At 60.7% G+C, this 21,816-nt stretch carries 19 protein-coding genes and 1 pseudogene; 13 read left to right on the top strand and 7 right to left on the bottom strand.

Annotated elements, in window-relative coordinates; genetic code table 11:
- Positions 1–32 precede the first annotated feature (32 nt).
- A complete protein-coding gene (locus tag E5S69_RS24535) occupies positions 33–605 on the bottom strand; it encodes a phosphatase PAP2 family protein (protein WP_115737191.1) in 573 nt (190 codons plus the stop codon).
- Between the two features lie 417 nt (positions 606–1,022).
- On the opposite strand from E5S69_RS24535, the gene E5S69_RS24540 reads away from it, so the two are divergent.
- Together E5S69_RS24540 and E5S69_RS32480 are read left to right on the top strand one after the other, a co-directional pair.
- The gene (locus E5S69_RS24540) at positions 1,023–2,948 is read left to right on the top strand and encodes a cytochrome c/FTR1 family iron permease (RefSeq protein ID WP_053823089.1); all 1,926 of its coding nucleotides are present in this window, start codon (positions 1,023–1,025) and stop codon (positions 2,946–2,948) included.
- A 182-nt stretch (positions 2,949–3,130) separates the two neighbouring features.
- Positions 3,131–3,307: pseudogene (locus E5S69_RS32480) on the top strand (DoxX family membrane protein); the annotation flags it as partial.
- Positions 3,308–3,330: 23 nt separating this feature from the next.
- Here E5S69_RS32480 and E5S69_RS24550 read toward each other — a convergent pair.
- Both E5S69_RS24550 and E5S69_RS24555 read right to left on the bottom strand, forming a co-directional pair.
- Positions 3,331–4,836, bottom strand: coding sequence for a tyrosine-type recombinase/integrase (locus E5S69_RS24550; protein WP_004635319.1), 1,506 nt, complete (start codon positions 4,834–4,836; stop codon positions 3,331–3,333).
- Positions 4,833–5,771, bottom strand: a complete 939-nt coding sequence (locus E5S69_RS24555) for a DNA-binding protein (protein ID WP_004635320.1) — start codon at positions 5,769–5,771, stop codon at positions 4,833–4,835. Before E5S69_RS24555 ends, E5S69_RS24550 begins: the two co-directional genes overlap by 4 nt.
- 598 nt (positions 5,772–6,369) lie before the next feature.
- On the opposite strand from E5S69_RS24555, the gene E5S69_RS24560 reads away from it, so the two are divergent.
- Positions 6,370–6,546, top strand: a complete 177-nt coding sequence (locus tag E5S69_RS24560) for a hypothetical protein (RefSeq protein ID WP_004635326.1) — start codon at positions 6,370–6,372, stop codon at positions 6,544–6,546.
- An 87-nt stretch (positions 6,547–6,633) separates the two neighbouring features.
- On the opposite strand, the gene E5S69_RS24565 is transcribed toward E5S69_RS24560, so the two are convergent.
- Together E5S69_RS24565 and E5S69_RS24570 are read right to left on the bottom strand one after the other, a co-directional pair.
- Positions 6,634–7,041, bottom strand: a complete 408-nt coding sequence (locus E5S69_RS24565) for a hypothetical protein (protein WP_004635327.1) — start codon at positions 7,039–7,041, stop codon at positions 6,634–6,636.
- A 107-nt stretch (positions 7,042–7,148) separates the two neighbouring features.
- Positions 7,149–7,607: an MgtC/SapB family protein gene (locus tag E5S69_RS24570; protein ID WP_004635330.1), complete on the bottom strand. Its 459-nt coding sequence runs from the start codon at positions 7,605–7,607 to the stop codon at positions 7,149–7,151.
- A 249-nt stretch (positions 7,608–7,856) separates the two neighbouring features.
- On the opposite strand from E5S69_RS24570, the gene czcN reads away from it, so the two are divergent.
- From czcN to czcE, 9 genes are all read left to right on the top strand, one after another.
- Positions 7,857–8,507 carry a heavy metal efflux RND transporter CzcN gene (czcN, locus tag E5S69_RS24575; protein ID WP_020206397.1) on the top strand — a complete coding sequence of 217 codons (651 nt, stop codon included), beginning with the start codon at positions 7,857–7,859 and terminating at the stop codon, positions 8,505–8,507.
- 314 nt (positions 8,508–8,821) lie between these two features.
- The gene (czcI, locus tag E5S69_RS24580; RefSeq protein WP_137924345.1) at positions 8,822–9,169 is read left to right on the top strand and encodes a CDF family cobalt-zinc-cadmium transporter CzcI; all 348 of its coding nucleotides are present in this window, start codon (positions 8,822–8,824) and stop codon (positions 9,167–9,169) included.
- A 75-nt stretch (positions 9,170–9,244) separates the two neighbouring features.
- Complete coding sequence (czcC, locus tag E5S69_RS24585; RefSeq protein WP_004635338.1) at positions 9,245–10,501, top strand: heavy metal efflux RND transporter CzcC; 1,257 nt, start codon at positions 9,245–9,247, stop codon at positions 10,499–10,501.
- Positions 10,502–10,518: 17 nt separating this feature from the next.
- Entirely contained in the window at positions 10,519–12,081 is a 1,563-nt protein-coding gene (gene czcB, locus E5S69_RS24590; protein WP_004635340.1) for a heavy metal efflux RND transporter CzcB, read from the top strand.
- Positions 12,082–12,097: 16 nt separating this feature from the next.
- Positions 12,098–15,289 carry a heavy metal efflux RND transporter CzcA gene (gene czcA / locus E5S69_RS24595; RefSeq protein WP_004635342.1) on the top strand — a complete coding sequence of 1,064 codons (3,192 nt, stop codon included), beginning with the start codon at positions 12,098–12,100 and terminating at the stop codon, positions 15,287–15,289.
- Positions 15,290–15,339: 50 nt separating this feature from the next.
- On the top strand, positions 15,340–16,290 hold the full coding sequence (locus tag E5S69_RS24600; protein WP_004635344.1) for a cation diffusion facilitator family transporter: 951 nt from the start codon (positions 15,340–15,342) through the stop codon (positions 16,288–16,290).
- A 1-nt stretch (position 16,291) separates the two neighbouring features.
- Positions 16,292–16,969, top strand: a complete 678-nt coding sequence (gene czcR / locus E5S69_RS24605; protein ID WP_008646724.1) for a heavy metal homeostasis two-component system response regulator CzcR — start codon at positions 16,292–16,294, stop codon at positions 16,967–16,969.
- Between the two features lie 4 nt (positions 16,970–16,973).
- A complete protein-coding gene (gene czcS / locus E5S69_RS24610) occupies positions 16,974–18,404 on the top strand; it encodes a sensor histidine kinase CzcS (RefSeq protein ID WP_011229349.1) in 1,431 nt (476 codons plus the stop codon).
- A gap of 108 nt (positions 18,405–18,512) precedes the next feature.
- On the top strand, positions 18,513–18,914 hold the full coding sequence (gene czcE / locus E5S69_RS24615) for a copper-binding periplasmic protein CzcE (RefSeq protein ID WP_011514820.1): 402 nt from the start codon (positions 18,513–18,515) through the stop codon (positions 18,912–18,914).
- Between the two features lie 298 nt (positions 18,915–19,212).
- Here the strand turns inward: czcE and E5S69_RS24620 are convergent, their stop codons facing one another.
- Positions 19,213–19,491: a hypothetical protein gene (locus E5S69_RS24620; protein ID WP_008646716.1), complete on the bottom strand. Its 279-nt coding sequence runs from the start codon at positions 19,489–19,491 to the stop codon at positions 19,213–19,215.
- Between the two features lie 182 nt (positions 19,492–19,673).
- Positions 19,674–20,741 carry a porin gene (locus tag E5S69_RS24625; RefSeq protein WP_011229350.1) on the bottom strand — a complete coding sequence of 356 codons (1,068 nt, stop codon included), beginning with the start codon at positions 20,739–20,741 and terminating at the stop codon, positions 19,674–19,676.
- Between the two features lie 296 nt (positions 20,742–21,037).
- Between E5S69_RS24625 and flgB the strand changes: the two genes are divergently transcribed.
- Positions 21,038–21,460, top strand: coding sequence for a flagellar basal body rod protein FlgB (gene flgB, locus E5S69_RS24630; protein ID WP_008650726.1), 423 nt, complete (start codon positions 21,038–21,040; stop codon positions 21,458–21,460).
- Positions 21,461–21,816: the final 356 nt, after the last annotated feature.

The following is a 21,816-nucleotide window of genomic DNA, read 5'->3' on the forward strand; positions in this document are numbered from 1 at the left end:
CCTGTTACCCCGGCACGACGATCCTTGGTACGTTAAGCAGCCCCCTTCAATAACCGGCTCGAAAGAGCCAAACTGCCGAGCGCTACTAACCAGCCCGCCAAGACGTCCGCCGGGAAGTGCATCCCTGTGGCCAAACGTGACCAGCCGACTAGCGCGACATAGGTAAGTAGAGCCGGTCGCCAGTGGGCGCGGACCATTGGCCATAACCCACCAGCAACCAGAGCGGCGTACGTGGAATGTCCACTCGGAAGACTGTAGTGCGTCTCAATTGAACCGATTGAATGCCACAGGTGACCGAACACGGCAGCCGGCCGCGGGAAATCGAAGAGAAACTTTGATGCTCCAACTACAGCAAATGCCATACCGAATGCGACTACAAATCGTGCCAAGTGAGCCTGTAGCTCCAACGAACGATCTACATCCGAGGTTGTTCTTGACCAGACCCAAAAGCCTCCCATGACAACAGGCGCGGTCCAATAGTTGCCCAATAGGTAGCTAAACAGCTTGGCCAAAGGCAAGAACATTGCCGGCGTGCCTTCATTGACCAGTAGGAAGATCTCTCGATTCCAGCCGCTCCAGTCGTAGAGAACAAGTGCCCAACTCATCGGATCACCATCCTCCGCCCCTCGCATCCCACCATACGGTAAGGACTCGCGATATGGGGGCGTTGGGTTCTATTGTTCGCAATCGTGCGAACGCCTGAAAGCCGAGGCGGAGGGTCGCCCGAAGTTGTGCGCACCTCACGTAAGCGCATTGCACCCTCCCGCATCTTGCACGCGGCTGCACTTGGCTCGACCCCATACGAGCAATCCGCCGGAAGTCCCCATCGGTTTGTGTTGCGCTGACTCAAAGTAGGTCGCCAGTATTGACTAACGTTGTTATTTCTACGCCCTCTAGCGGCTATAGAGTCAAGCGCGATTCCCCATACTTCCATCACCAAGATGGGTCGCTCGCGCAAACGATATGAATTACAATCATTCGCATTTGTCCGCGAAAACTGCCGCCCGCCCGGCGTGTTCCTCATGCAAGCCCTGCGCATCCTCTCCCTCGTTCTAGTCTCCTTGGCGCTATCCGTCTCGACGGCTTTGGCCGAGCCTCTATCCACGCAAGACAAGGCCAAGCAAGTCTGGCAATTGCTGGACTACCTTGCCGTTGACTATGGCGGTTCAGTCAACGATGGCCGCATCACCAATGAGGCTGAATATGCCGAGATGCAAGAGTTCGCGCAGACGGTCGCGCGACAGCTAGGCGAATTGCCGCCAGGACCCGCCTCCGAACAACTAGGCAAGGAAGCTGGCGCATTGCGTTTGTCCATCGCAGCGAAGGCCTCGCCAGAAACTGTCGCCGAACTGGCTCGGAAGTTGGCCAGCGGCGTCCTCACAGCCTATCCGGTTCCTATGGCACCAAGCAAGGCGCCTGATTTGCAGAACGGGGCGAAGCTCTATCAAAGCCATTGTGCGTCCTGCCACGGCGTATCCGGTAACGCGGACGGCCCCCTCGCAGCGAAACTCAACCCGCCCCCGATTGCGCTGGCCGACCACGCGCGCGCGCAGGAACGCAGCGTCTTTGCCTTGCAACAGATCATCACGCGCGGCGTGGAGGGAACATCGATGCCGGGCTTTGCCCATCTCTCCGAAGACGACCGATGGGCTCTGGCCTATTTTGCTTCGACGCTGTCTTATTCAGATACTGACCGCCAGGCGGGCGCCAAGCTTTGGACTGCTGAACCGGGGCTGCGCGCGGCGGTTCCCACGCTCGACAAGCTTAGCCAGACCTCGGAGGCGGCACTTGCTAAATTCGTGGGTGCACAGACCTCTCGTGATGGTCTTGCATACCTGCGAAGCTCACCGGACGTACTGGCCGCATCGACCACCGATAGTCTCTCAATCGCCAAGGAAAAGCTGAAGGAAAGTGTCACTGCGCTTGACAAGGGAGACACGCGGGCCGCATCGCAACTGGCTTTGTCCGCATATCTTGATGGGTTCGAACCAGTTGAGCCTGCGTTGGCTGCCAAGAACCAGGCTCTCTTCCTGGACATCGAGAAGACGATGGGACTCTATCGAAATGCCGTCGCGAATGGCCAGGCAGAGCGCGCGCATGACATCGCAGCGCAACTGCAGTCAAGGCTGGACGAGGCGCAGGAAGCGCTCGCAGGCGCCAATGACGCATTCTCGACCTTCCTTGGCGCCTTTACGATCCTGCTTCGTGAAGGGCTTGAAGCGCTGTTGGTAGTCGTAGCCATGCTGGCGTTCCTCAAGAAGGCCAATCGCACTGACGTCCTTCCCTACGTTCACGCGGGTTGGGTCACTGCGCTGGGAGCCGGTGGATTGACGTGGGCGGTAGCTACCTACGTCGTTGATCTGAGCGGCGCTAGTCGCGAAATGACCGAAGGCTTCTCCGCGGTCTTCGCGGCGGTCGTCCTACTCGGCGTCGGCATGTGGATGCACCAGAAGAGTCTGGCGGGACGCTGGCAATCGTACGTGAAGGAAAAGCTGTCGTCGGCATTGAACAGGAAATCGGCGTTTATGCTCTTCCTGCTATCGTTCGTCACGGTCTACCGGGAAGTATTTGAGACCGTGCTCTTCTACGCGGCCCTGTGGTCCGATGGCAACGGTGCCTACATGCTCGCGGGACTCGGTTGCGGTATTGCTGTGCTGGCAGTGATTGCGTTTCTGCTCCTGCGATCGACGGCGCGTTTGCCGATTCGACAATTTTTCGCGTTCAGCTCCGCCTTGGTTGGCGTGCTTGCCGTGGTCCTGATTGGCAAGGGCGTGGCGGCACTGCAGAAAGTTGGCCTGTTGCAAGTGACGCCGCTCTCTATGCCGCGTATCGATGTCTTGGGCGTTTACCCCTCTGTGCAAACCATTGCCGCGCAAGTGGCTATTCTCCTCATCATCGTTGCCAGCGTGACCTATAACTTGCGATCGCAACGTACCGCGAGGGTGTGAGCCCCTGTCAGGCGCGAAGCTTTGTTCGTCGACCATTTCAAAGTCAGCGATTTGGCCCAAATGTGGCGGACTTTTTGCGACTACCTTCCATTCGCGGCAGGATCGATGGACGGCATGGACATGTAGGGCTGCCAAGGATGTCACGCAACTGTCGTGCTGTGCGGGCTGAGAAAAAGCCAACCTTCTGGAACTCGGCGATCGCCAAGCTGGCCAATTGGAATGCCGCCCTCGACCTGTTCCGCGAGGACTACCGGGTGCCGCTGGTGCCCTCGGAGTCTGCGGCCTGCCTGGCGGTGTCAATCGAGCTGACCGCCCCAGCTTTGCTGTTGCTGGGACTGGCGACCCGCGCCGTGGCGATGCGACAAGGCAACGCGCGCTGTCGCTACGGCCCATCATCCGCAAACGTGGCATCGACAAAGGCCCGCAACTGCGTCAGGTCGGTCCTGGCATAGGCCGCCGTGGTCTGCACCGAGGCGTGGCCGAGCAGCGCCTGGGCGGCCGGCAGCGGCACCTGGTGGTCGACCACCAGTGTGCGCGCATAGGCATGGCGCAGCCAGTGCGGGGAGGCCGCGCGCAGTAAGAGCGCCTGCGCCGGCTCGCGCGCCTGCAGACCATCGGCCACGGCCGCAAAGATCGCCTTGACCTCCCGGTACAGGCCTGCCGACTGTAGCGCTTCGCCCTTGTTGCCGTGGATTACAGGCAGCGCCTCGTGCGCCGGCGGCTCGGACGGCAGGCCGCGTGCTTGTCGGTAGGCGCGCAATACCGTCACGCACGGCACCGGCAGCGGAATGGCCCGTGCCTTGCGCCCCTTGCCGCAGACATAGAGCGTCCACCGCCCGGGCGCCTCGGCCTCCAGGCGGGGCAGTGCGATCTCTGTCGACCAGGCCAGTTCCGCCAGGCGCACGCCGGCGTAACGATACAGCGCCCAAATCGCGCGCCGCCGCTGCGCCGCCAGCGTGTTGGTCGTGTTGGCGGCGGCAAACTCCGGCGCCTCAAGCCAGGCATCGCACGCGGCCAGCAGCGCTGGCGGGATCAGCCGCGTCGGCGCGAAGCCGGCCCGGGTGCGGCTGCCGGCGGACAGGCCCGCGGCCGGATTGGCATGCAAGTAGCCGGTGTCGTACCAGTAGCCGTAGAGGCTTGCCACCACCGCCAGCGCGCGCGTGCGGGTCGCTTCTGACAAGGGCGGCGCGGCGTCCTCCCTGCCGGTCTCCCCGTGCTGCAGCGCGTGCCGGTAGCCGAGCAACCGCTGGCGCGTGAGGTCCGAGAGCGGCCCAAGCTCGTGCGCGCCGCACCAGCGCATCAGGCGGCGCAGTTCGGCGCCATAGGCGCGCAACGTGTGGGGCGAGCGCCCGGTTCGGTCGCGCAGGAAGAGCGCCAGCGCCTGTGCATCGTCGGCGGCGCCGAGCGTGTTGGCCGCCGCGTGCGGCTGGGCGAAGCGGCCGGCGCGCGTGAGCCACGCGTGGTCAGCAGGGCCGTAAGCGGCCAGCCACGGGTTCGCCGCGACAGCTCCCCTCGCTTCCGCGGCGGTCGGCACCGTTGCTTCGCTCGCTAAGGCGGCGGTGGACCGGATGCGGCGCCGGTGCGTGTGCAGCAGCCGCGCGAGGACCGTCTCCGGGCGGGGCGCCAGATCCGCCGTCACCGTGCGCAGGCGCCCGCGCTCCCAGTATTCGACTGCCCCATCGTGCGCCAGCAGCAGCTTGAGCACGGTCGGCTGCGCGGCCTTGGCGTCGGCCAGCGAGCCATAGCGGCGCTTGACGCGCGCCAGCGTCCAGTGCGCGTAGACCGGGTGCCCGAGTGCCTCCGCCAGGTAGGCGAGGGCCGCCGCGACGGTGGCCGGCAGTGGGCGCGGCGGCACCGCGCCCGTATCGATCCAGTCGGCCGGCTTCATGACTGGGCGGTCCGCTTGGCGGCCGCCTTGCCCGTCGATCTGGGCACGCGCGTCTTGGCCGCTGGTGGCGCCGCGGCCAGGGTCGCACGCAGCAGCTCGTCGAGCTGGGCGCGCTGGCTGGCGGTGACGGCCTTGAGTGCGCTCGCCTCGCCCGCGGCGGTCTGGCGCGCGGCCCGCTCGCTGGCCAGGTCGGCGTCGAGTCGTGCGCGCTCGTCTTCCAGCGCGGCGATGCGCCGCTCGGCGAATTTGAGTTGGGAGGCCAGTTGCGCGCGCTCGGCCCGCACCGCGTCGCGCTGGTGCGCGGTTTCCTGCAGGAGCTGCTTCGACAGCGCCTCGTAGCGCGCCTGGGTGGTGGCGATCGCCTCGGTGTGGGTGCGCTCGCCCGCCGTGGCGCGCTCCTGGGCGGTCGCCAGCGCCGCCTCGAGCTCGCCCCGGCGTGCGGCTTGCTCATCGGCGCGCGCGCACGCCGCCGCCTGGGCGGCGCACGCTACGGCCAGCGCGGTGTCGCGCGCGGCGAGCTGGCCGCGCACCTCGCTCAGTTCGGCCCGCAGCAGCTCGACCCGCAGTTCGGCCTCGGCGCGGGCGGCCTCGGCGGTGTCGGCTGTGGCTTGCGCCTCGCGCTTCAGGCGCACCACGTCGTCGAGCTGCACCGCGACCGCGGCCTGCCACAGCGCGCGCATCGCTTCGGCGATCTCGACCGGAATCTCGGGCAGGGCGAGGTCGGCCAGGCCCGAGCGCACCACCTCGGCCTCGATCGCGTTGAGCGTACGCGACAGCGTTGCAGGGTCACCGCCGCCCAGGCGGTCACGCAGCTTGCGCACCGACACCACGCGGCGAAAGCGTGCGGCCGTGGGCGGCGCCGCGTCGCCGGCCTCGGTGAGCATGGCCAGCACGGTGGCGCGGATCTGGTCGGGGGTGGCGGCGAGGCGGGGCATGGCAGTTTCCGGAGGCGCATTTCAGCCTATCTTACGCACATACCTAACGTTAGAAAAGCCATTTATGTGTTGCTTGGGAAAACCAAAGACGGATAAATCTAGTTATCTTGCGGAAACAATGGCTTCCAGCCACAGGGCGCGCTTGGCCGCGCGGCGGGGGCGGTCAACGTTCCAAAACCAAGGGGAAAAGGACCAGTCAGCAAGTGACTGATTTGACTAGGGTTTTAGGGTGGGCATCACCCTGGAACCCGCATGGCTGCTACGGGTGGCTACCCCGGTAAATTGCGGCGAAATCAAGGGGACCCCTGATCCAGACATTCGTCTATTCGCTGGCCTGGCCGCATATCCAGTGGGCGGCGATGCTGGTGGTGCGGCTGCGCCCGGGTGCGGGTAACTAGTCGCTGGACGAACTGTAGGGGGCGAGCACTAACCGTCTCGCGCGGCGGCTTGCGAACCATAGGTCGGCCCGCGGCCGGAAAAATGCTTGACCTTCCCTGCCGTGGGAACGTCCATATTAACCATGGGGGACAGAAGCCCCTGCGGCGTGGCAGGACCAAGTCGGCAGAGAGCATCGGATTTTCCGCCGGAGGTTAGTCAAATGGGCGTTCCGGGGCGCACGTTGTATGAAGAGGTCTTTGCGGTGTTCGAAAGGGCATGCCAGGAAAGCGATTTCGAGCTGGCCGAGGACCTCCTGCTCGCCCTAGAAGCGATGGATCGCCGGCAGGAAGCTCATCGGCAACTCGACCGCGCCTACCTGCTGCTAGCCGATCTCTGAGAACGGGAGTCCCCCGACTTTGGTTTCTACCTGCTTGCCATCGGCTGGCCAATGCCCCTGGGGACAGCAGTGGTCCTCTTCCATGCCTTAGCGTGCAATATTTTCCGTTTTCTGAAGTGACCCCTTCTTTACGGAGTCCCGCGTATACCAGTCGTTCTTCTCGACAACCGGCTCTTTGCGATAGTGCCGCATGACCCGAAGAAAGCACTCGAGAGGCTGTTCTTCTTTCGTAACCATCGGGCCTAACGTCGTCGGAGACAATTGCACGTTCCGGCTAATTCGAGAAACATCGTCTATTTTGCAGAAAGCGGCCGCTAACCGATCGAGCGGGGGAGTATCCGAAGGTCTTGCGAGCGCCGAGGCAATTTCTTCCATGTGCGCCGGGCTGCAAGGAAACTCATGTCGATCGGACAGTGCGCTCACTTTGGCTTGCAGAGCCGGGTTCGTGCCCTCGTGAAGGTACGCAAACAGGTTGTAATCCAGGTAAATTCTCATGCGATGGAGTTTGCGTATTGTTAAGCGCGCTCATACGTTTGGGAAATGCTGGCCGAACCTGAAGTTGGCGCATTCGCGCTGCACGTGGCTTGGGAGCAGTGGGAGTCTTACTTCTTCGACATTTGAAGGATTCTGAGCACGATGAGTGCGAAGGCAGTCGCGACGATGGCCGTCACCGCATGGCCCATGCCGGCGGCCACGCCGATCGCGGCAGCAATCCAGATGCTCGCGGCAGTTGTGAGCCCCCTGACGTGTGTCTCATTGTCCGGCTTCAGGATCGCCCCTGCACAAAGGAATCCGATGCCTGACGTGAGACCCTGAAGCACGCGGCTCATGTCGGCAAGCTGCACGCCCGCCTGGAGGGGAACCACGACAAAAACGCATGCCCCCAGCGCGACGAGCATGTGAGTGCGCACGCCTGCGGATTTTCCCGAGCTCTCCCGCTCGTACCCCAGCAAGCCCCCCAAAACGATAGAGACGGTCATTCGAACGACGGCACGTACTGCCTCGGCAGCATTAGCGAGATCGGAGAATTCCGAGCTCAATGTGCGGATGATGTCGTTCATTGCGGAGCGTCTCTGGGTGTGTCCTGAAAATGGCCAAGACAGTCTATGTCGCAGAAGATGACTGTCAGATTGCCGAGCTATGACACAACCGGATTCGCTGGCCCGGGGGCAAGATTAACAACGTATTACATTTCGGCAATAAAGCCTGACAACGGAAGGGCAACCTTAGAATGCCGGCCATTAGTGCTCGTTTTCGCGCCAGTGTGTCCACTCGAAGTGCGCGACATTCTCCTCCAGCCCCCGAACCGCATGACCGATTCTTCAATCTCCCCGTCCCAACCCGCTGGTCTCTCGAGGGCGCTGGACAATTTCCTGACACGCCACCGCATCGGCGTTTGGCGTGTTGTCGTAACGTTTGTCCTGGCAAGTCTGGTCTTTGGCCATTCTCGCTGGGACGGTACCTGGGTGTCGCCGCTGCTGCTGACGCTGGGGATGTTGGGGGTGAGCCTGGCCACGGTCGGGCGGCTCTGGTGCGCGTTGTACATTTCCGGGCGCAAGAACAATACCTTGGTGACCTCGGGTCCATATTCACTGTGTCGCCATCCGCTCTATGTCTGCAACTTGCTAGGCATTATCGGACTAGGGGCGATGACCGAGTCGCTGGCGGTTACCGCAGTCCTGGCGCTCGCATTTGCGCTGATGTACCCGGCTGTCATCCGGACGGAAGACCGCTTTCTGGCTTCCGCCTTCCCGGAATTCGCCGAATACGCACGCCGTACACCAGCGTTCTTTCCCCGTCTGTCGCTGTATAGGGGGGAGTCGACATGGACGGTCCATGTGTCTTCCTTTCAACGCAATATTGCGGACTCGGTCTGGTTTCTCGGCCTGTCGGTGGTCGTGGAGTCGTTTGATTTGTTCCATGACGCCGGCGTCCTCCGGGCGGTCGTGACGCTTGCCTGATGCGGGCAACTCCGCATACACGTACAGCCATGCACTACGCTCACGTCTCCGATTCTGTTGTCGAGAGCATGCTCGTGATGCTGGTCGGCCTGATCGTCCTGTATGTGGGGTTCGCTGTCTATTTGCGGTGGAAGCATGGGCCCGCCCCCAAGCGTAAGACTGATGAGGGGCGAAAGCGGCACCCCAAAACGAGCAGGCGAAAGCGATAATCGTAATCTGCTCTTAATGCTGGTGATCGAGGATTCATGTAAACTTCGGCGACGGCCCAGCCGTTAGTACTTCAACCCCAAGCCCCCCGCACAGTCTCCCAAGGAATGCGACGTTTCGTTCTGATCTTCGTGCTGCTCATTTTGCCGTTCCAGTTTTCCTGGGCGGCAGCGGCACGCTATTGTCAGCACGAGAAAGCCACGGCCACTTGGCACCTTGGGCACCACGAGCATCGTCATCAGCAGCCGGAAGGTAAAACGGATGCCGAGAAAAAGCCATTCGTGGATACAGACTGCGGGGTATGCCATCTGGTCTCCCTCCCGTTCGTCTATGGACAGACGCAGGACGTGTTGATAGCGAATCGGGTAGAAGTGACCGATACTCAACATGCGTCCGAGTTCTCGTCTCTGAATGCCAGGGCTCCCGACCGTCCTCAGTGGCAGCGTCTCGCTTGATCGGCGAGACGACGACTCTTTTTCTCCTTTCGTCTCTCGCCGAATTCTCCTGGTCACATACCTTGGTGCAATTCGATGCGAAGACTATTTCTGCCGCTCGGGCTGGCGGTAGCATTTCTCAGCCCAAACTTTGCCGTAGCGCAATCTGACACCGGCACGTCCATGGTGCCCGTCTTCCCAAGGGAAGCGGCGGGACCGTTGACCCTCGAGGCCGCGTTGTCGCTGGCGGCAGGAAGCAATTTCAACCTGTCCGCCGCCGCCAAGGAACTCGATTCCACAGAAGGTGGGATCATGCAGGCCCGGGTTATTCCGAACCCGGAACTCCAGACGCTGGTCGAGGACACGCGGAAATCCACCCGTACATCCACCGCCCAGATGAATATCCCCATCGAACTGGGCGGCAAGCGCTCGGCTCGTATCAATGCCGCGGAAAGGACGCGCGAACTGGCGCAGGCAACGCTGGCTGGCGTTCGCGGTGACATTCGGGCGCAGGTAATCGAGAGCTTTTTTTCCGTCTTGATCGCACAGGAACGCGTCAAGCTGGCAACTGGCTCCGCGGATATCGCTGCGAGGGGCGCGCAAGCCGCTTCACGCCGCGTCGCGGCCGGCAAGATCTCCCCGGTTGACGAAACTAAGGCACGTGTCGAACAGGCCAACGCCGAACTTGAATTGGCCGAAGCAACGGCGAGCCTGCAGTCCGCCCGTCAGGCGTTGACGGCGTTGTGGGGCAATGCATCGCCGCAGTTTACCGAAGCACAGGGCAATCTGGACGCGCTGCCATCCAGGCCGGCGCCTGAACTCCTTCTGAAGGAGCTGGAAAACTCACCGCTGGTGGCCGCAAGCCGCGCTGAACTTGACCGCCGCCAGGCATTGGTGGGCGTTGAGCGCAGCCGCCAGTATCCGGATCTGACAGTCAGTCTGGGTGCCAAGCGAGATACAGAAGCCAACCGCAACATGGCGGTGATCGGTGTGGCGATCCCGTTGCCGATTTTTGACCGGAATCAGGGCAACTTGTATTCGGCCATTCGCCAGGCGGACAAGGCCCAGGATGAATATCTGGCCAATCGCATCAGCCTGACCCGAAATCTCCTGATGGCATCGAACCAGCTGTCGGTATCGCGCGCCTCGGCACAAACGCTGAAGCAGACCGTCTTGCCAGGCGCCGAGCAAGCCTTCAACGCGGCGACCATTGGCTTCGAGGCCGGCAAGTTCAATTATCTGGACGTCCTGGATGCCCAGCGCACGCTGTTCCAGGCACGCATCCGCTATCTCGGCGTGCTTGGACAAACCTATCAGGCGGCGACCACGATCGATCGCATTCTGGGACGTTAAGACGGGATTCATAAAACATGGCTATTTCGAACAAACAAAAGGCTGCCATTGCGGCCATCGTACTGGTGGGCGGCGTCGCGACTGGTGGCGTTCTGCTGAGCGGGCGCTCTGCGCCGGAAGAGCAGGGTGGGCACTCGGAATCCAAGGGGCATGGCGACACCGAGCACCATGGCAAGCAGGCGGCGGAAGCCGACCACAAGGATGACAAGTCACACGGCGACGGCGAGCATCACGAGGTCAAGAAGGGCCCCAATGGTGGCGCGCTCTTTTCGCGTGATGGCTATGACGTCGAAATTGGCACGGCCGAATCCAAGGGCGAGGCCCGTATTCGGCTCTGGGTTAGCAAGTCTGGGAAGGCGGTGGCAAATGGCGTGGCAGCGACAGGCCAGCTCGTGCGGGCTACGGGCGAGTCTCAAGCGCTCAAGTTCGTGGTGTCTGGCGACGCGCTGGAAAGCCAACAGCCAGTTGCCGAGCCCCATGTCTTTGACGTGACCGCAAATGTGACCTTGCCCGGTTCGTCTTCGCCACTCGCCGTGCGGCTCTCGAAAGAGGAAGGCAAGATTGAGTTGACAGCGGACCAGCTGGCCAAGACAGGGGTAGTGGTTCAAACCGCGGGCTCGGCAAAGGTCCAGGCTGGCGTCCAGTTCCCCGGCGAAATCCGTTTCAACGAAGACAAGACAGCCCACGTGGTGCCGCGACTGGCTGGCGTCGTAGAGAGCGTTCCGGCCAATATTGGGCAACAGGTTAAGAAGGGACAGGTTCTCGCGGTCATCGCGAGCACCGGACTTTCTGACCAGCGCAGCGAACTGCTCGCAGCACAGAAACGTCTGGATCTGGCGCGTGTCACTTATGACCGCGAGAAGAAGCTCTGGGAACAGAAGATCTCTGCGGAGCAAGATTATCTGAGCGCCCGCAACGCGCTGCAGGAAGCGCAGATCAGTGTCCAGAACGCGCAGCAGAAGCTGACCGCCATTGGCGCCAGCAACAGCTCGACGGCACTCAATCGCTACGAGCTGCGCGCACCGTTCGACGGCATGATCGTTGAAAAGCATATCTCGCTTGGGGAAGCGGTGGCGGACAACGCCAACGTGTTCACGCTGTCGGATCTGTCGTCCGTCTGGGCCGAGTTCGTGGTGTCTGCCAAGGATGTCGAGCGGGTGCGCATCGGCGAAAAGGCGTCGATCAATTCGGCATCGTCCGATGTGAAGGCAGATGGCACCGTTTCATACGTGGGTTCGCTGCTGGGCGAGCAGACGCGGACGGCGAAGGCCCGCGTAACATTGACCAATCCACAGATGGCTTGGCGACCGGGTCTCTTCGTCACGGTCGACGTATTCGGTGCTGATGTCGAGGTGCCCGTTGCGGTGAAGACCGAGGCCGTCCAGGACGTCAATGGCGAGAGCGTAGTCTTTGTCGCGGTTCAAGGTGGATTCGTGCCGCAGCCGGTGAAGGTCGGCCGGACAAACGGCAAGGTCATCGAGATTGTCGAGGGCCTGAAGCCGGGCGCACGTTACGCCGCCGCCAACAGTTTTGTTCTGAAGGCCGAACTTGGCAAATCCAGCGCCGAACACGGCCATTGATACGGGGGAAACAGCAATGTTTGAACGTATCATTAGTTTCGCCATCCAGCAGCGATGGCTGGTCCTGCTCGCCGTGTTTGGAATGGCCGGGTTAGGGATTTTCAGCTACAACCGACTACCGATCGACGCGGTCCCTGACATTACCAACGTTCAGGTTCAGGTCAATACCTCGGCACCAGGCTATTCACCGCTCGAAACCGAACAGCGTGTTACGTATCCGATCGAGGTCGTGATGGCCGGCCTGCCGGGACTCGAACAGACGCGTTCCCTGTCCCGCTATGGCTTGTCGCAGGTGACGGTCATCTTCAAGGATGGCACGGACGTCTATTTCGCGCGCCAACTCGTCAACCAGCGCATCCAGGAAGCCAAGGACAATCTGCCTGAAGGCGTTGTGCCGGCGATGGGGCCTATTTCGACCGGCCTCGGGGAGATCTATCTATGGACCGTTGAAGCCGAAGAGGGTGCTCGCAAAGCTGACGGGACTGCCTATACGCCGACAGATTTGCGCGAAATCCAGGATTGGGTGGTACGGCCGCAACTGCGTAACGTGCCCGGTGTCACCGAGATCAATACTATCGGTGGTTTCAACAAGCAGTACCTGGTCGCGCCGAGTCTTGAACGGCTAGCGTCGTACGGGCTGACGCTGACCGACGTCGTCAATGCGCTGAACAAGAACAACGACAACGTGGGTGCGGGCTACATCGAGCGTAGGGGCGAGCAGTATCTGGTTCGTGCGCCGGGTCAGGTTGCGTCCGAAGACGACATCCGCAACATTATTGTCGGTACAGCGCAGGGGCAGCCGATCCGCATTCGCGACATCGGGGATGTGGAGATTGGCAAGGAACTGCGTACCGGTGCGGCAACCGAGAATGGCAAGGAAGTTGTGCTGGGCACGGTATTCATGCTCATCGGCGAAAACAGCCGGGCTGTGTCAAAAGCGGTCGATGAAAAGGTCGCTTCCATTAACCGTACGATGCCGGAAGGTGTGAAGATCGTAACGGTATACGACCGGACACGTCTGGTCGACAAGGCCATTGCGACCGTCAAGAAGAACCTTCTTGAAGGCGCGGTGCTCGTCATCGTAATTCTGTTCCTTTTCCTGGGTAACATCCGCGCGGCGCTGATTACCGCGACGATCATTCCGCTGGCGATGTTGTTCACCTTCACGGGGATGGTGAACTACAAGATCAGTGCGAACCTGATGAGCTTGGGCGCGCTCGACTTCGGCATCATCATCGATGGCGCGGTGGTGATTGTCGAAAACTGTGTGAGGCGACTGGCGCATGCGCAGGAACACCATGGCCGGCCATTGACGCGCTCCGAGCGGTTCCATGAGGTGTTTGCCGCAGCGAAGGAGGCGCGTCGCCCACTGATCTTCGGTCAGCTCATCATTATGATCGTCTACCTGCCGATCTTTGCGCTGACGGGGGTGGAAGGCAAGATGTTCCACCCGATGGCGTTCACGGTCGTCCTGGCGCTGCTGGGCGCGATGATTCTGTCCGTGACGTTCGTTCCGGCTGCGGTCGCCTTGTTCATCGGCGAACGGGTGGCCGAGAAAGAAAATCGTCTCATGCTCTGGGCGAAGCGTCGCTACGAGCCGCTGCTGGAAAAGTCGCTCGCGAACACGGCCGTTGTATTGACGTTTGCCGCGGTGTCAATTGTTCTGTGCGTGGCCATTGCGGCCCGCCTGGGCAGCGAGTTCATCCCCAATCTGAACGAAGGCGACATTGCCATCCAGGCGCTGCGCATTCCTGGCACGAGCCTGTCGCAGTCCGTGGAGATGCAGAAGACGATCGAGACGACCCTCAAGGCAAAATTCCCCGAAATCGAGCGCGTGTTTGCGCGGACAGGTACGGCGGAGATTGCATCCGATCCGATGCCGCCGAATATTTCGGATGGCTACATCATGCTCAAGCCTGAGAAGGATTGGCCAGAGCCGAAGAAAACACATGCCGAACTGCTGTCCGCCATCCAGGAGGAAGCCGGCAAGATCCCCGGGAACAACTACGAGTTCTCCCAACCGATCCAGCTGCGGTTCAACGAGCTGATCTCCGGGGTCCGCTCGGACGTCGCAGTCAAGATCTTCGGCGATGACAACAACGTGCTCAGCGAGACGGCGAAGAAGGTATCGGCCGTGCTGCAGGGCATCCCCGGCGCGCAGGAGGTGAAGGTAGAACAGACCACCGGCTTGCCGATGCTGACGGTCAAGATCGATCGGGAGAAGGCGGCGCGATACGGGCTTAACATGAGCGACGTGCAAGACGCGGTGGCAACGGGCGTCGGAGGCCGTGATTCCGGAACCTTCTTCCAGGGCGATCGTCGTTTCGATATCGTGGTCCGCCTGCCCGAAGCTGTGCGCGGCGAGGTCGAGGCTCTGCGCCGATTGCCGATTCCGTTGCCAAAAGGAGTGGACGCGAGAACGACGTTTATCCCATTGAGCGAGGTGGCGACGCTGGAAATGGCGCCCGGCCCGAACCAGATCTCGCGCGAGAACGGCAAGCGCCGCATCGTGATCAGTGCCAACGTTCGTGGACGTGATATTGGTTCATTCGTGCCCGAGGCGGAAGCGGCTATCCAAAGCCAGGTCAAGATCCCGGCTGGCTACTGGATGACATGGGGTGGCACCTTTGAGCAACTGCAGTCCGCCACCACCCGCCTGCAGGTGGTAGTGCCGGTGGCGCTGTTGCTGGTCTTCGTACTGTTGTTTGCGATGTTCAACAACATCAAGGATGGCTTGCTAGTCTTCACGGGCATTCCCTTTGCGCTGACTGGCGGGATTCTTGCCCTGTGGATACGCGGCATTCCGATGTCCATTACTGCAGCGGTGGGCTTCATCGCGCTGTGCGGGGTGGCGGTGCTCAATGGTCTGGTGATGCTGTCGTTTATCCGATCGCTGCGCGAAGAAGGGCATTCCCTCGACAGCGCGGTCCGAGTTGGCGCCCTGACGCGACTGCGTCCGGTGCTGATGACGGCCCTGGTGGCATCCCTGGGTTTCGTGCCGATGGCCATCGCCACCGGTACGGGCGCTGAGGTGCAACGTCCCCTCGCAACGGTGGTAATCGGTGGCATCTTGTCGTCCACGGCGCTGACCCTACTGGTGTTGCCGGTGCTCTATCGACTTGCTCACCGCAAGGATGAGGACGCGGAAGATACTCGCGAGCCAGTCACTCAGACGCATCAACCGGATCAAGGCCGCCAGCCTGCATGACGTAAATCCTTGGGCGGTCATCGTACCGCCCAATTTTTATAGGAGTTTCTATGGGCGCAGGTCACTCACACGACCATCCCGGTGGCAACGAGCGATCGCTCAAGATCGCCCTTGCGCTGACCGGTACGTTCCTGATTGCCGAAGTGGTCGGTGGTGTCATGACGAAGAGCCTGGCGTTGATCTCCGACGCCGCGCACATGCTCACGGACACCGTCGCACTGGCCATCGCACTGGCTGCTATTGCGATCGCCAAGCGACCCGCGGACAAGAAGCGGACATTTGGCTACTACCGTTTTGAGATTCTTGCCGCGGCCTTTAACGCATTGCTGCTGTTCGGTGTGGCTATCTACATCCTGTACGAAGCCTACCTGCGGCTGAAATCGCCACCTCAGATTGAGTCAACCGGCATGTTCGTCGTGGCTGTGCTGGGCCTGATCATCAATCTCATCAGCATGCGCATGCTGTCCTCCGGGCAAAGCAGCAGCCTGAACGTGAAGGGTGCTTATCTGGAAGTCTGGAGCGATCTGCTCGGGTCGGTTGGCGTCATCGCCGGTGCGATCATCATCCGCTTCACGGGCTGGGCGTGGGTCGACTCCGCCATTGCGGTGCTGATCGGCCTCTGGGTACTGCCTCGCACTTGGATCCTGCTGAAGTCGAGCCTGAATGTGCTGCTCGAAGGCGTACCCGATGACGTGGATCTGGCAGAGGTTGAGAAGCAAATTCTGGCGACGCCCGGGGTAAAAAGCTTCCATGACCTCCACATCTGGGCACTTACCAGCGGCAAGGCGAGCTTGACGGTTCATGTCGTGAATGACACGGCCGTCAACCCGGAAATGGAAGTGCTACCGGAATTGAAGCAGATGCTGGCTGACAAATTCGATATCACGCACGTGACCATTCAGTTCGAACTGGCACCATGCGAACAAGCGGATGCAGCTCAGCATTTCAATGCATCGCCAGCACTGGTCGGATCGAAGTCGCTTGCTGCAGGAGGAAACTAAGGTGCGGGTACTTGTTGTAGAAGACGAACCGCGTACTGCGGAGTATTTGCAGAAGGGATTGTCGGAGTCGGGTTTCGTGGTCGACATCGCGAACAATGGTGGCGATGGGCTCCACATGGCGGAAGAGACCGACTACGACGTCATCATCCTGGACGTCATGCTGCCAGGTATGGACGGGTGGACGGTCATCAAGTCCATTCGATCCAAGTCCGAGACACCCGTACTGTTTCTGACGGCGCTGGATGATGTGGCGGATCGTGTCAGAGGCTTCGAGTTGGGGGCAGACGATTACCTGGTCAAGCCCTTCGCCTTTGCCGAGCTCCTTGCCCGTATCCGGCGTTGCTTGCGCCAAAGCACCTCGAAGGAGTCCGAGCGATTGCGCATTGCCGATCTGGACATCGACGTGCTTGGAAGGCGGGTATTCCGGGGAACTACCCGCATTGAATTGACGAATCAGGAGTTCTCGCTGTTGCACCTGCTCATGCGCCGGAGAGGGGAGGTGCTGTCGCGAACCACGATCGCGTCCCAGGTCTGGGACGTCAACTTCGACACGGATACCAATGTCGTTGACGTCGCGATCCGGCGCCTGAGATCCAAGGTGGATGATCCCTTCGATCAAAAGCTGATCCATACCGTACGGGGAATGGGCTATGTCCTCGACCCAGAGCGCGGCCGGTGACGGAATGAGGCCCGGGACTTCGATAACCCCGCTGTCACTGACGAGGCGGCTTGGGCTCTTCTTTGCATTGGTACTGTCTATCGCGCTGGCCAGCATGGGCGCCTTTGCTTACTACTCGCTCGCCGCGCAACTCGAGGCCAGAGACGATGAGGTTGTAAAGGGAAAACTCGAACAGGTCGAGCATTTCTTGCGCGAGGTGGACGGGGTGCAGGGCGTCCCGGCGGCGCAGCATCGCTTCGATGATCTGGTGCGAGGTTACTCGGACCTCATCGTTCGCGTCACGGCGCTGGATGGCCGGCTTTTGTTTCGCACGGGCAACGATGCATTGCTGGAAGGCACTGACCAAGCGGCGGTCACGGGAAAGTCATCGCTCATGTTCCAGTCCGCCGATGCGGTGTTGGGGCGAGACGGTACGCGGGCGACGGTGTTCGTGGCGAAGTCTGGCGAGGACAGGAAGCAGGTGACTGCGCGATTCCGGACGACGCTCGTGCTTGGTACCACCGTCGGTGTGATATTGACGGCCCTGGTGGGGGCGGCCATTACGCGCCGTGAGCTGGAGCCGGCGCACGTACTTATCAAGCAGATCAACCGGATCAGTGTGGAACGGCTGAGCTACCGGGTGGACATGCCACCCAAGCCCACCGAAGTGCGTGATATCGCCTCTGCGTTCAATGCGATGCTGCAACGCCTCGAGGATGGTTATCAGAAGCTGTCGCGGTTCTCCGCCGATCTTGCCCATGATTTGCGCACGCCGCTTAACAACCTCATTGGACATGCCGAGGTCGCCTTGTCACGAGACCGCACCGGGCCCGAGTATGTCGCCTTGGTGGAGGAAAGCCTGGTCGAATACCAGCGACTTGCGAGGATGATCGATGCGATGTTGTTCCTCGCGCGAGCTGACAGTGCCAATGTGGCGCTCGAGTTGACGGAACTCCAGTTGAATGCAGAACTTCGCAAGTTGTCCGCCTACTTTTCGGTGCTTGCAGAGGAGCGAAGCGTCGTAATCAGGGTAAGCGGGGATGCCACCCTGGTCGCTGATGCCATTCTGTTCCAGCGTGCGATCAACAATGTTCTGTCAAATGCGGTCCGTCATGCGTGGCCGAATTCGATGATAGATCTGGTGGTGCGCCGCGAAGCGGCACATTGTTGCATCGACATCACGAACGTTGGAGACCCAATCCCGGAGCGGGAACTTTCCCTCATCTTTGATCGGTTCTTCCGTGGGGATAGGGCGAGATCCAACTCGTCACAGTCCACGGGGCTGGGCCTGGCCATCGTCCTGTCGATCATGGAGCTCCATGGCGGCGACGCGTCAGCCGTGAGCGGCTTGGATGGGAAGACACGCTTTACATTGCGCTTCCCGCTCAACGGTGCTGAAGCCTCAGCGCGGGTTTCGGTGGGTAGGCCGAGTCAGGACCGACCAGTCGTTGGGTAGAGTGGTGCAATGAGCCCGATTGCCTATTTGTAATCGCCGGGCAAGGCTGCAGCATGCGTACAATTTATACACTCGTTTTCATAGATCAACGAAGTCTCTAGAAAGGAGATGACTATGAAAACGAAGAAACACGCCTTGCTGTTTGCGGCGTTGCTGTTGGGTGGGATGTCGGCTTCGTATGCTTTGGAAATGACCGGGTTGAAACCGGGCGTGCCTGCGTCGACGGCGACGGCGCAGGCGATGGCGAAGCGTCACGCGACCTTGTATGGCGATCCAGCCGGCCAATCTCAGGCCAGTCGCATTATCGACGTGAAGCCAGGGATGCGGTATGTCAACGTGGACTCTGGCGAGACGGTGGCGTTTCGGGCCGGCGAGAAGATCGTCGCATGGACCTTCGCCCAGATGGTCAGGGATACGAGTGTGGACCTTGGCTTGTTGATGCCGGATCTGCCGGGTAGCGCTGGCGTGCGCGTCTATATTGATAGAAGCGACCTCTTCACAGGTGGCTGAACGTTGCTGAACCGGTGAACTACAGGCCCCGCACAATGCGGGGCCTTTTTCATCGTCATTGGCGTCGGTTCTGCCGCTTAGCAATACACGAGGCGATGGGAAGTTGTAGCACGCGCCACCGCATCATGAACGGCACCGGATTGACGCCGATGGAGGGAAAAAAAGCTTGCCCTCCGGGGAGGGCAAGCTTCGGAAGCTTTCGCCATCGGGATAAAGCGAAAGAGCACCAAGAGCCAAGCAACTGACGGGTGCCTGGCTCCCCCACAGAGGTCGGTCTGAGTTTCAGGGACGGCTTGCGTCAAATTCCGCGTGCGCCATCGGTGAACACATCACGCGGCCCAATACGCGAGCCGTCGGTAAATACGTCACGCTGGCCGAGGCGTGCGCCGTCGGTGAACACGTCGCGCTTGTCGATGCGTGCACCGCCGGCGTAAATGTCGTTGACTGCGGCGCGTCCGCCGTCGGTGTAGGGGTCGCGGGGACGGTGGATCTGGCCATCAGGGGTAGCAGCGATGGCGGAGCCGGCGGCAGCAATCGTGAGGGCAGCAGCAATCAGGGCAGTGTGAATCGTCTTCATGGAATCTCTCCGGAGTCAATGTTTGTGAGTCTCTAATCGCTCACCGTGTTCACAGTCTAGCTACCGGACCTGCTCCACTGAATTACCCGCGTATTACGATCCTGTCATAAAAAAATGCCTCCCGGTTGGGAGGCACAAACTCTCTTGAATTAACAAGAAAGTGTCGATTCTTTTGAGCTCGCTCAGAACTTGTGGCGTACGCCTACGACGACGCCGGTCTGATCCTTGCCAGGGACAACGTTGGTCGGGCTGCCGGTCGTCGAGTTGTAGCCGTTCATGCCCAGCTGCGAGTTGCCGCGGTTCAGTGCATAACCGACGTTCATATACACATCGGTACGCTTCGAGAAAGCGTAATCTGCCGAGGCAACGAACAGGAACGGGTCTGCGCCAGAATTGCGGCTGTCCGTGTAGTAGGCGGCGCCGGTCAGCGTCAGTGCGGGCGTCAGGCCATAGCGCAGGCCGGCCCAGTAAATGTTAGAACCGTTCGTCGGCAGCGCACCGACATTGCCGTTGTACCAGCGATAACCAATAAATGCCTTAGCCGGTCCGAAAGCGTAGCTCGCGCCAATTAGAGCGCGGCGGTCCTTGCGGTCGGCCGTGGCGACGGTGCTGCCCTGGATCTCGTCGTACACCGCGCCGACAGCGAGGGCGCCGGTTTCATACATGAGCGATACGCCCATGTTTCGATCGACCTTGTAGTTCCCCGGCACTTCGCCGCCGCCGGTGCGGCTAAAGCTGTAGAGGCCGGTGACCGTCAGGCCACTGAAGATGCCACGGTACTTGATAGCATTGTCAGCGCGACCCGCCAAGACGTCATCCATCTTGAAGAGCGAGTAGCGCGGCGCGAAGCCCATCGGGTCGAGTTGCAGCGTGGTGTCATACATTGGTGTCGTTTGACGACCCAACGTCAGTTGACCATATTTGCTACCCAATCCTACGAAGGCACTACGATCAAAAAGACGGGTGCTGTTGTTCTGTGCGCCGGTGTCGAACGAAATGCCGCTTTCCAATTCGAAGATGGCTTTCAGACCGCCGCCAAGGTCTTCGACGCCACGCAGGCCCCAACGCGACGTCGACATGTTGCCGGAGGTCATGCGAACCTGGTTCGAGCCACCGGGCGAAGCCGATGGGACGTTGCTCAGATACTCGATACCCGCGTCGGCCACACCATACAGCGTGACGCTCGATTGAGCGAATGCGGTTGTAGCGAACAGACCGAGGGATGCGACGGCAATGCGACTAATCTTCATGGATTCTCCTCATTAAGACCCGAAATTAATTTGGTGGGGGCGAGTATAGAAATCTGCAGATGACGGTCAGATTGCGAAGTAATTACGTGGGGTCACTTCGTCGCGTGATGACGACAAGGTGGAACGTACCGGGGTTATGTGGATTGACATGGCTTTCGCGCGGACGCGTCAACCTGTGTGCGCGCGAACATTGCGGGCCGGTAATGGGAAACTCACGAAAAGAGGTCGCTTCTCTCGAAGCAAGATCGACTGCCTTTGCAATACGCTGCGGGTTCCGATCTAGTTGGAGAGTAAGGATGGACACGCCATACGTCGCAAAATGGGCGCGTAGCGAAGACAGCGTTCATGAGCAAGCGCTGCGACTTCGCACACGGAGGTTCGAGCTGCTGTCTGCAAATATTGCAAATGCGGATACGCCGAACTACAAGGCGCGCGATATCGACTTCAGCGCCGAGTTGGATAGGGTGATGGGCAGTGGCCAGAATTTTGCGGGCATGACCATGACTTCGCCGCGACACATCGAGGCAAGCAAGCCCGCGCTGGAAGAGGATCTGATGTATCGCGTCCCCCTGCAGTCGAGTATGGACGGCAACACCGTGGAGATGGACGTCGAGCGTGTGGCGTTTGCAGAGAACGCGCTGCGGATGCGGTTCTCCATTCAAAAGACTGCCGACGAGTACAAGGACATGCTCAAGCTCTACCAGGACATGCGGCCCTAGCGGGGAAACCGCGACTACTGGCAGGGCGGCTTGGGTGCGGCGACAGCGCTGGACGCGTCTCTGGAAGACGGCTCCGGTGTGCTCGCTGCGGATTCCTGCTTCGACGGATGTTTGGCTGTGCGATGTCGCGGGTTGGCCGCCCAGGCAACCCGTTGGTCGCGGGAGGCGTATCCCGTGTCTGAATGTCCAATGGCGAGGGTGTGCCACTGGGTCGGCTTCTCGCTGAGTCGATCACCGGTCGCAGGAGCCGGCAAAGCGTAGGCCAGCAAGGCAGAGCATGCGACGGCGCTAATCATCTGTATGGTTCCTGGACGGATGACATGAGGATCCTGTCATCCGCAAGATAGTACGCTCAG

The organism is Cupriavidus necator (assembly GCF_013141915.1).
Lineage (GTDB): Bacteria > Pseudomonadota > Gammaproteobacteria > Burkholderiales > Burkholderiaceae > Cupriavidus > Cupriavidus necator_B.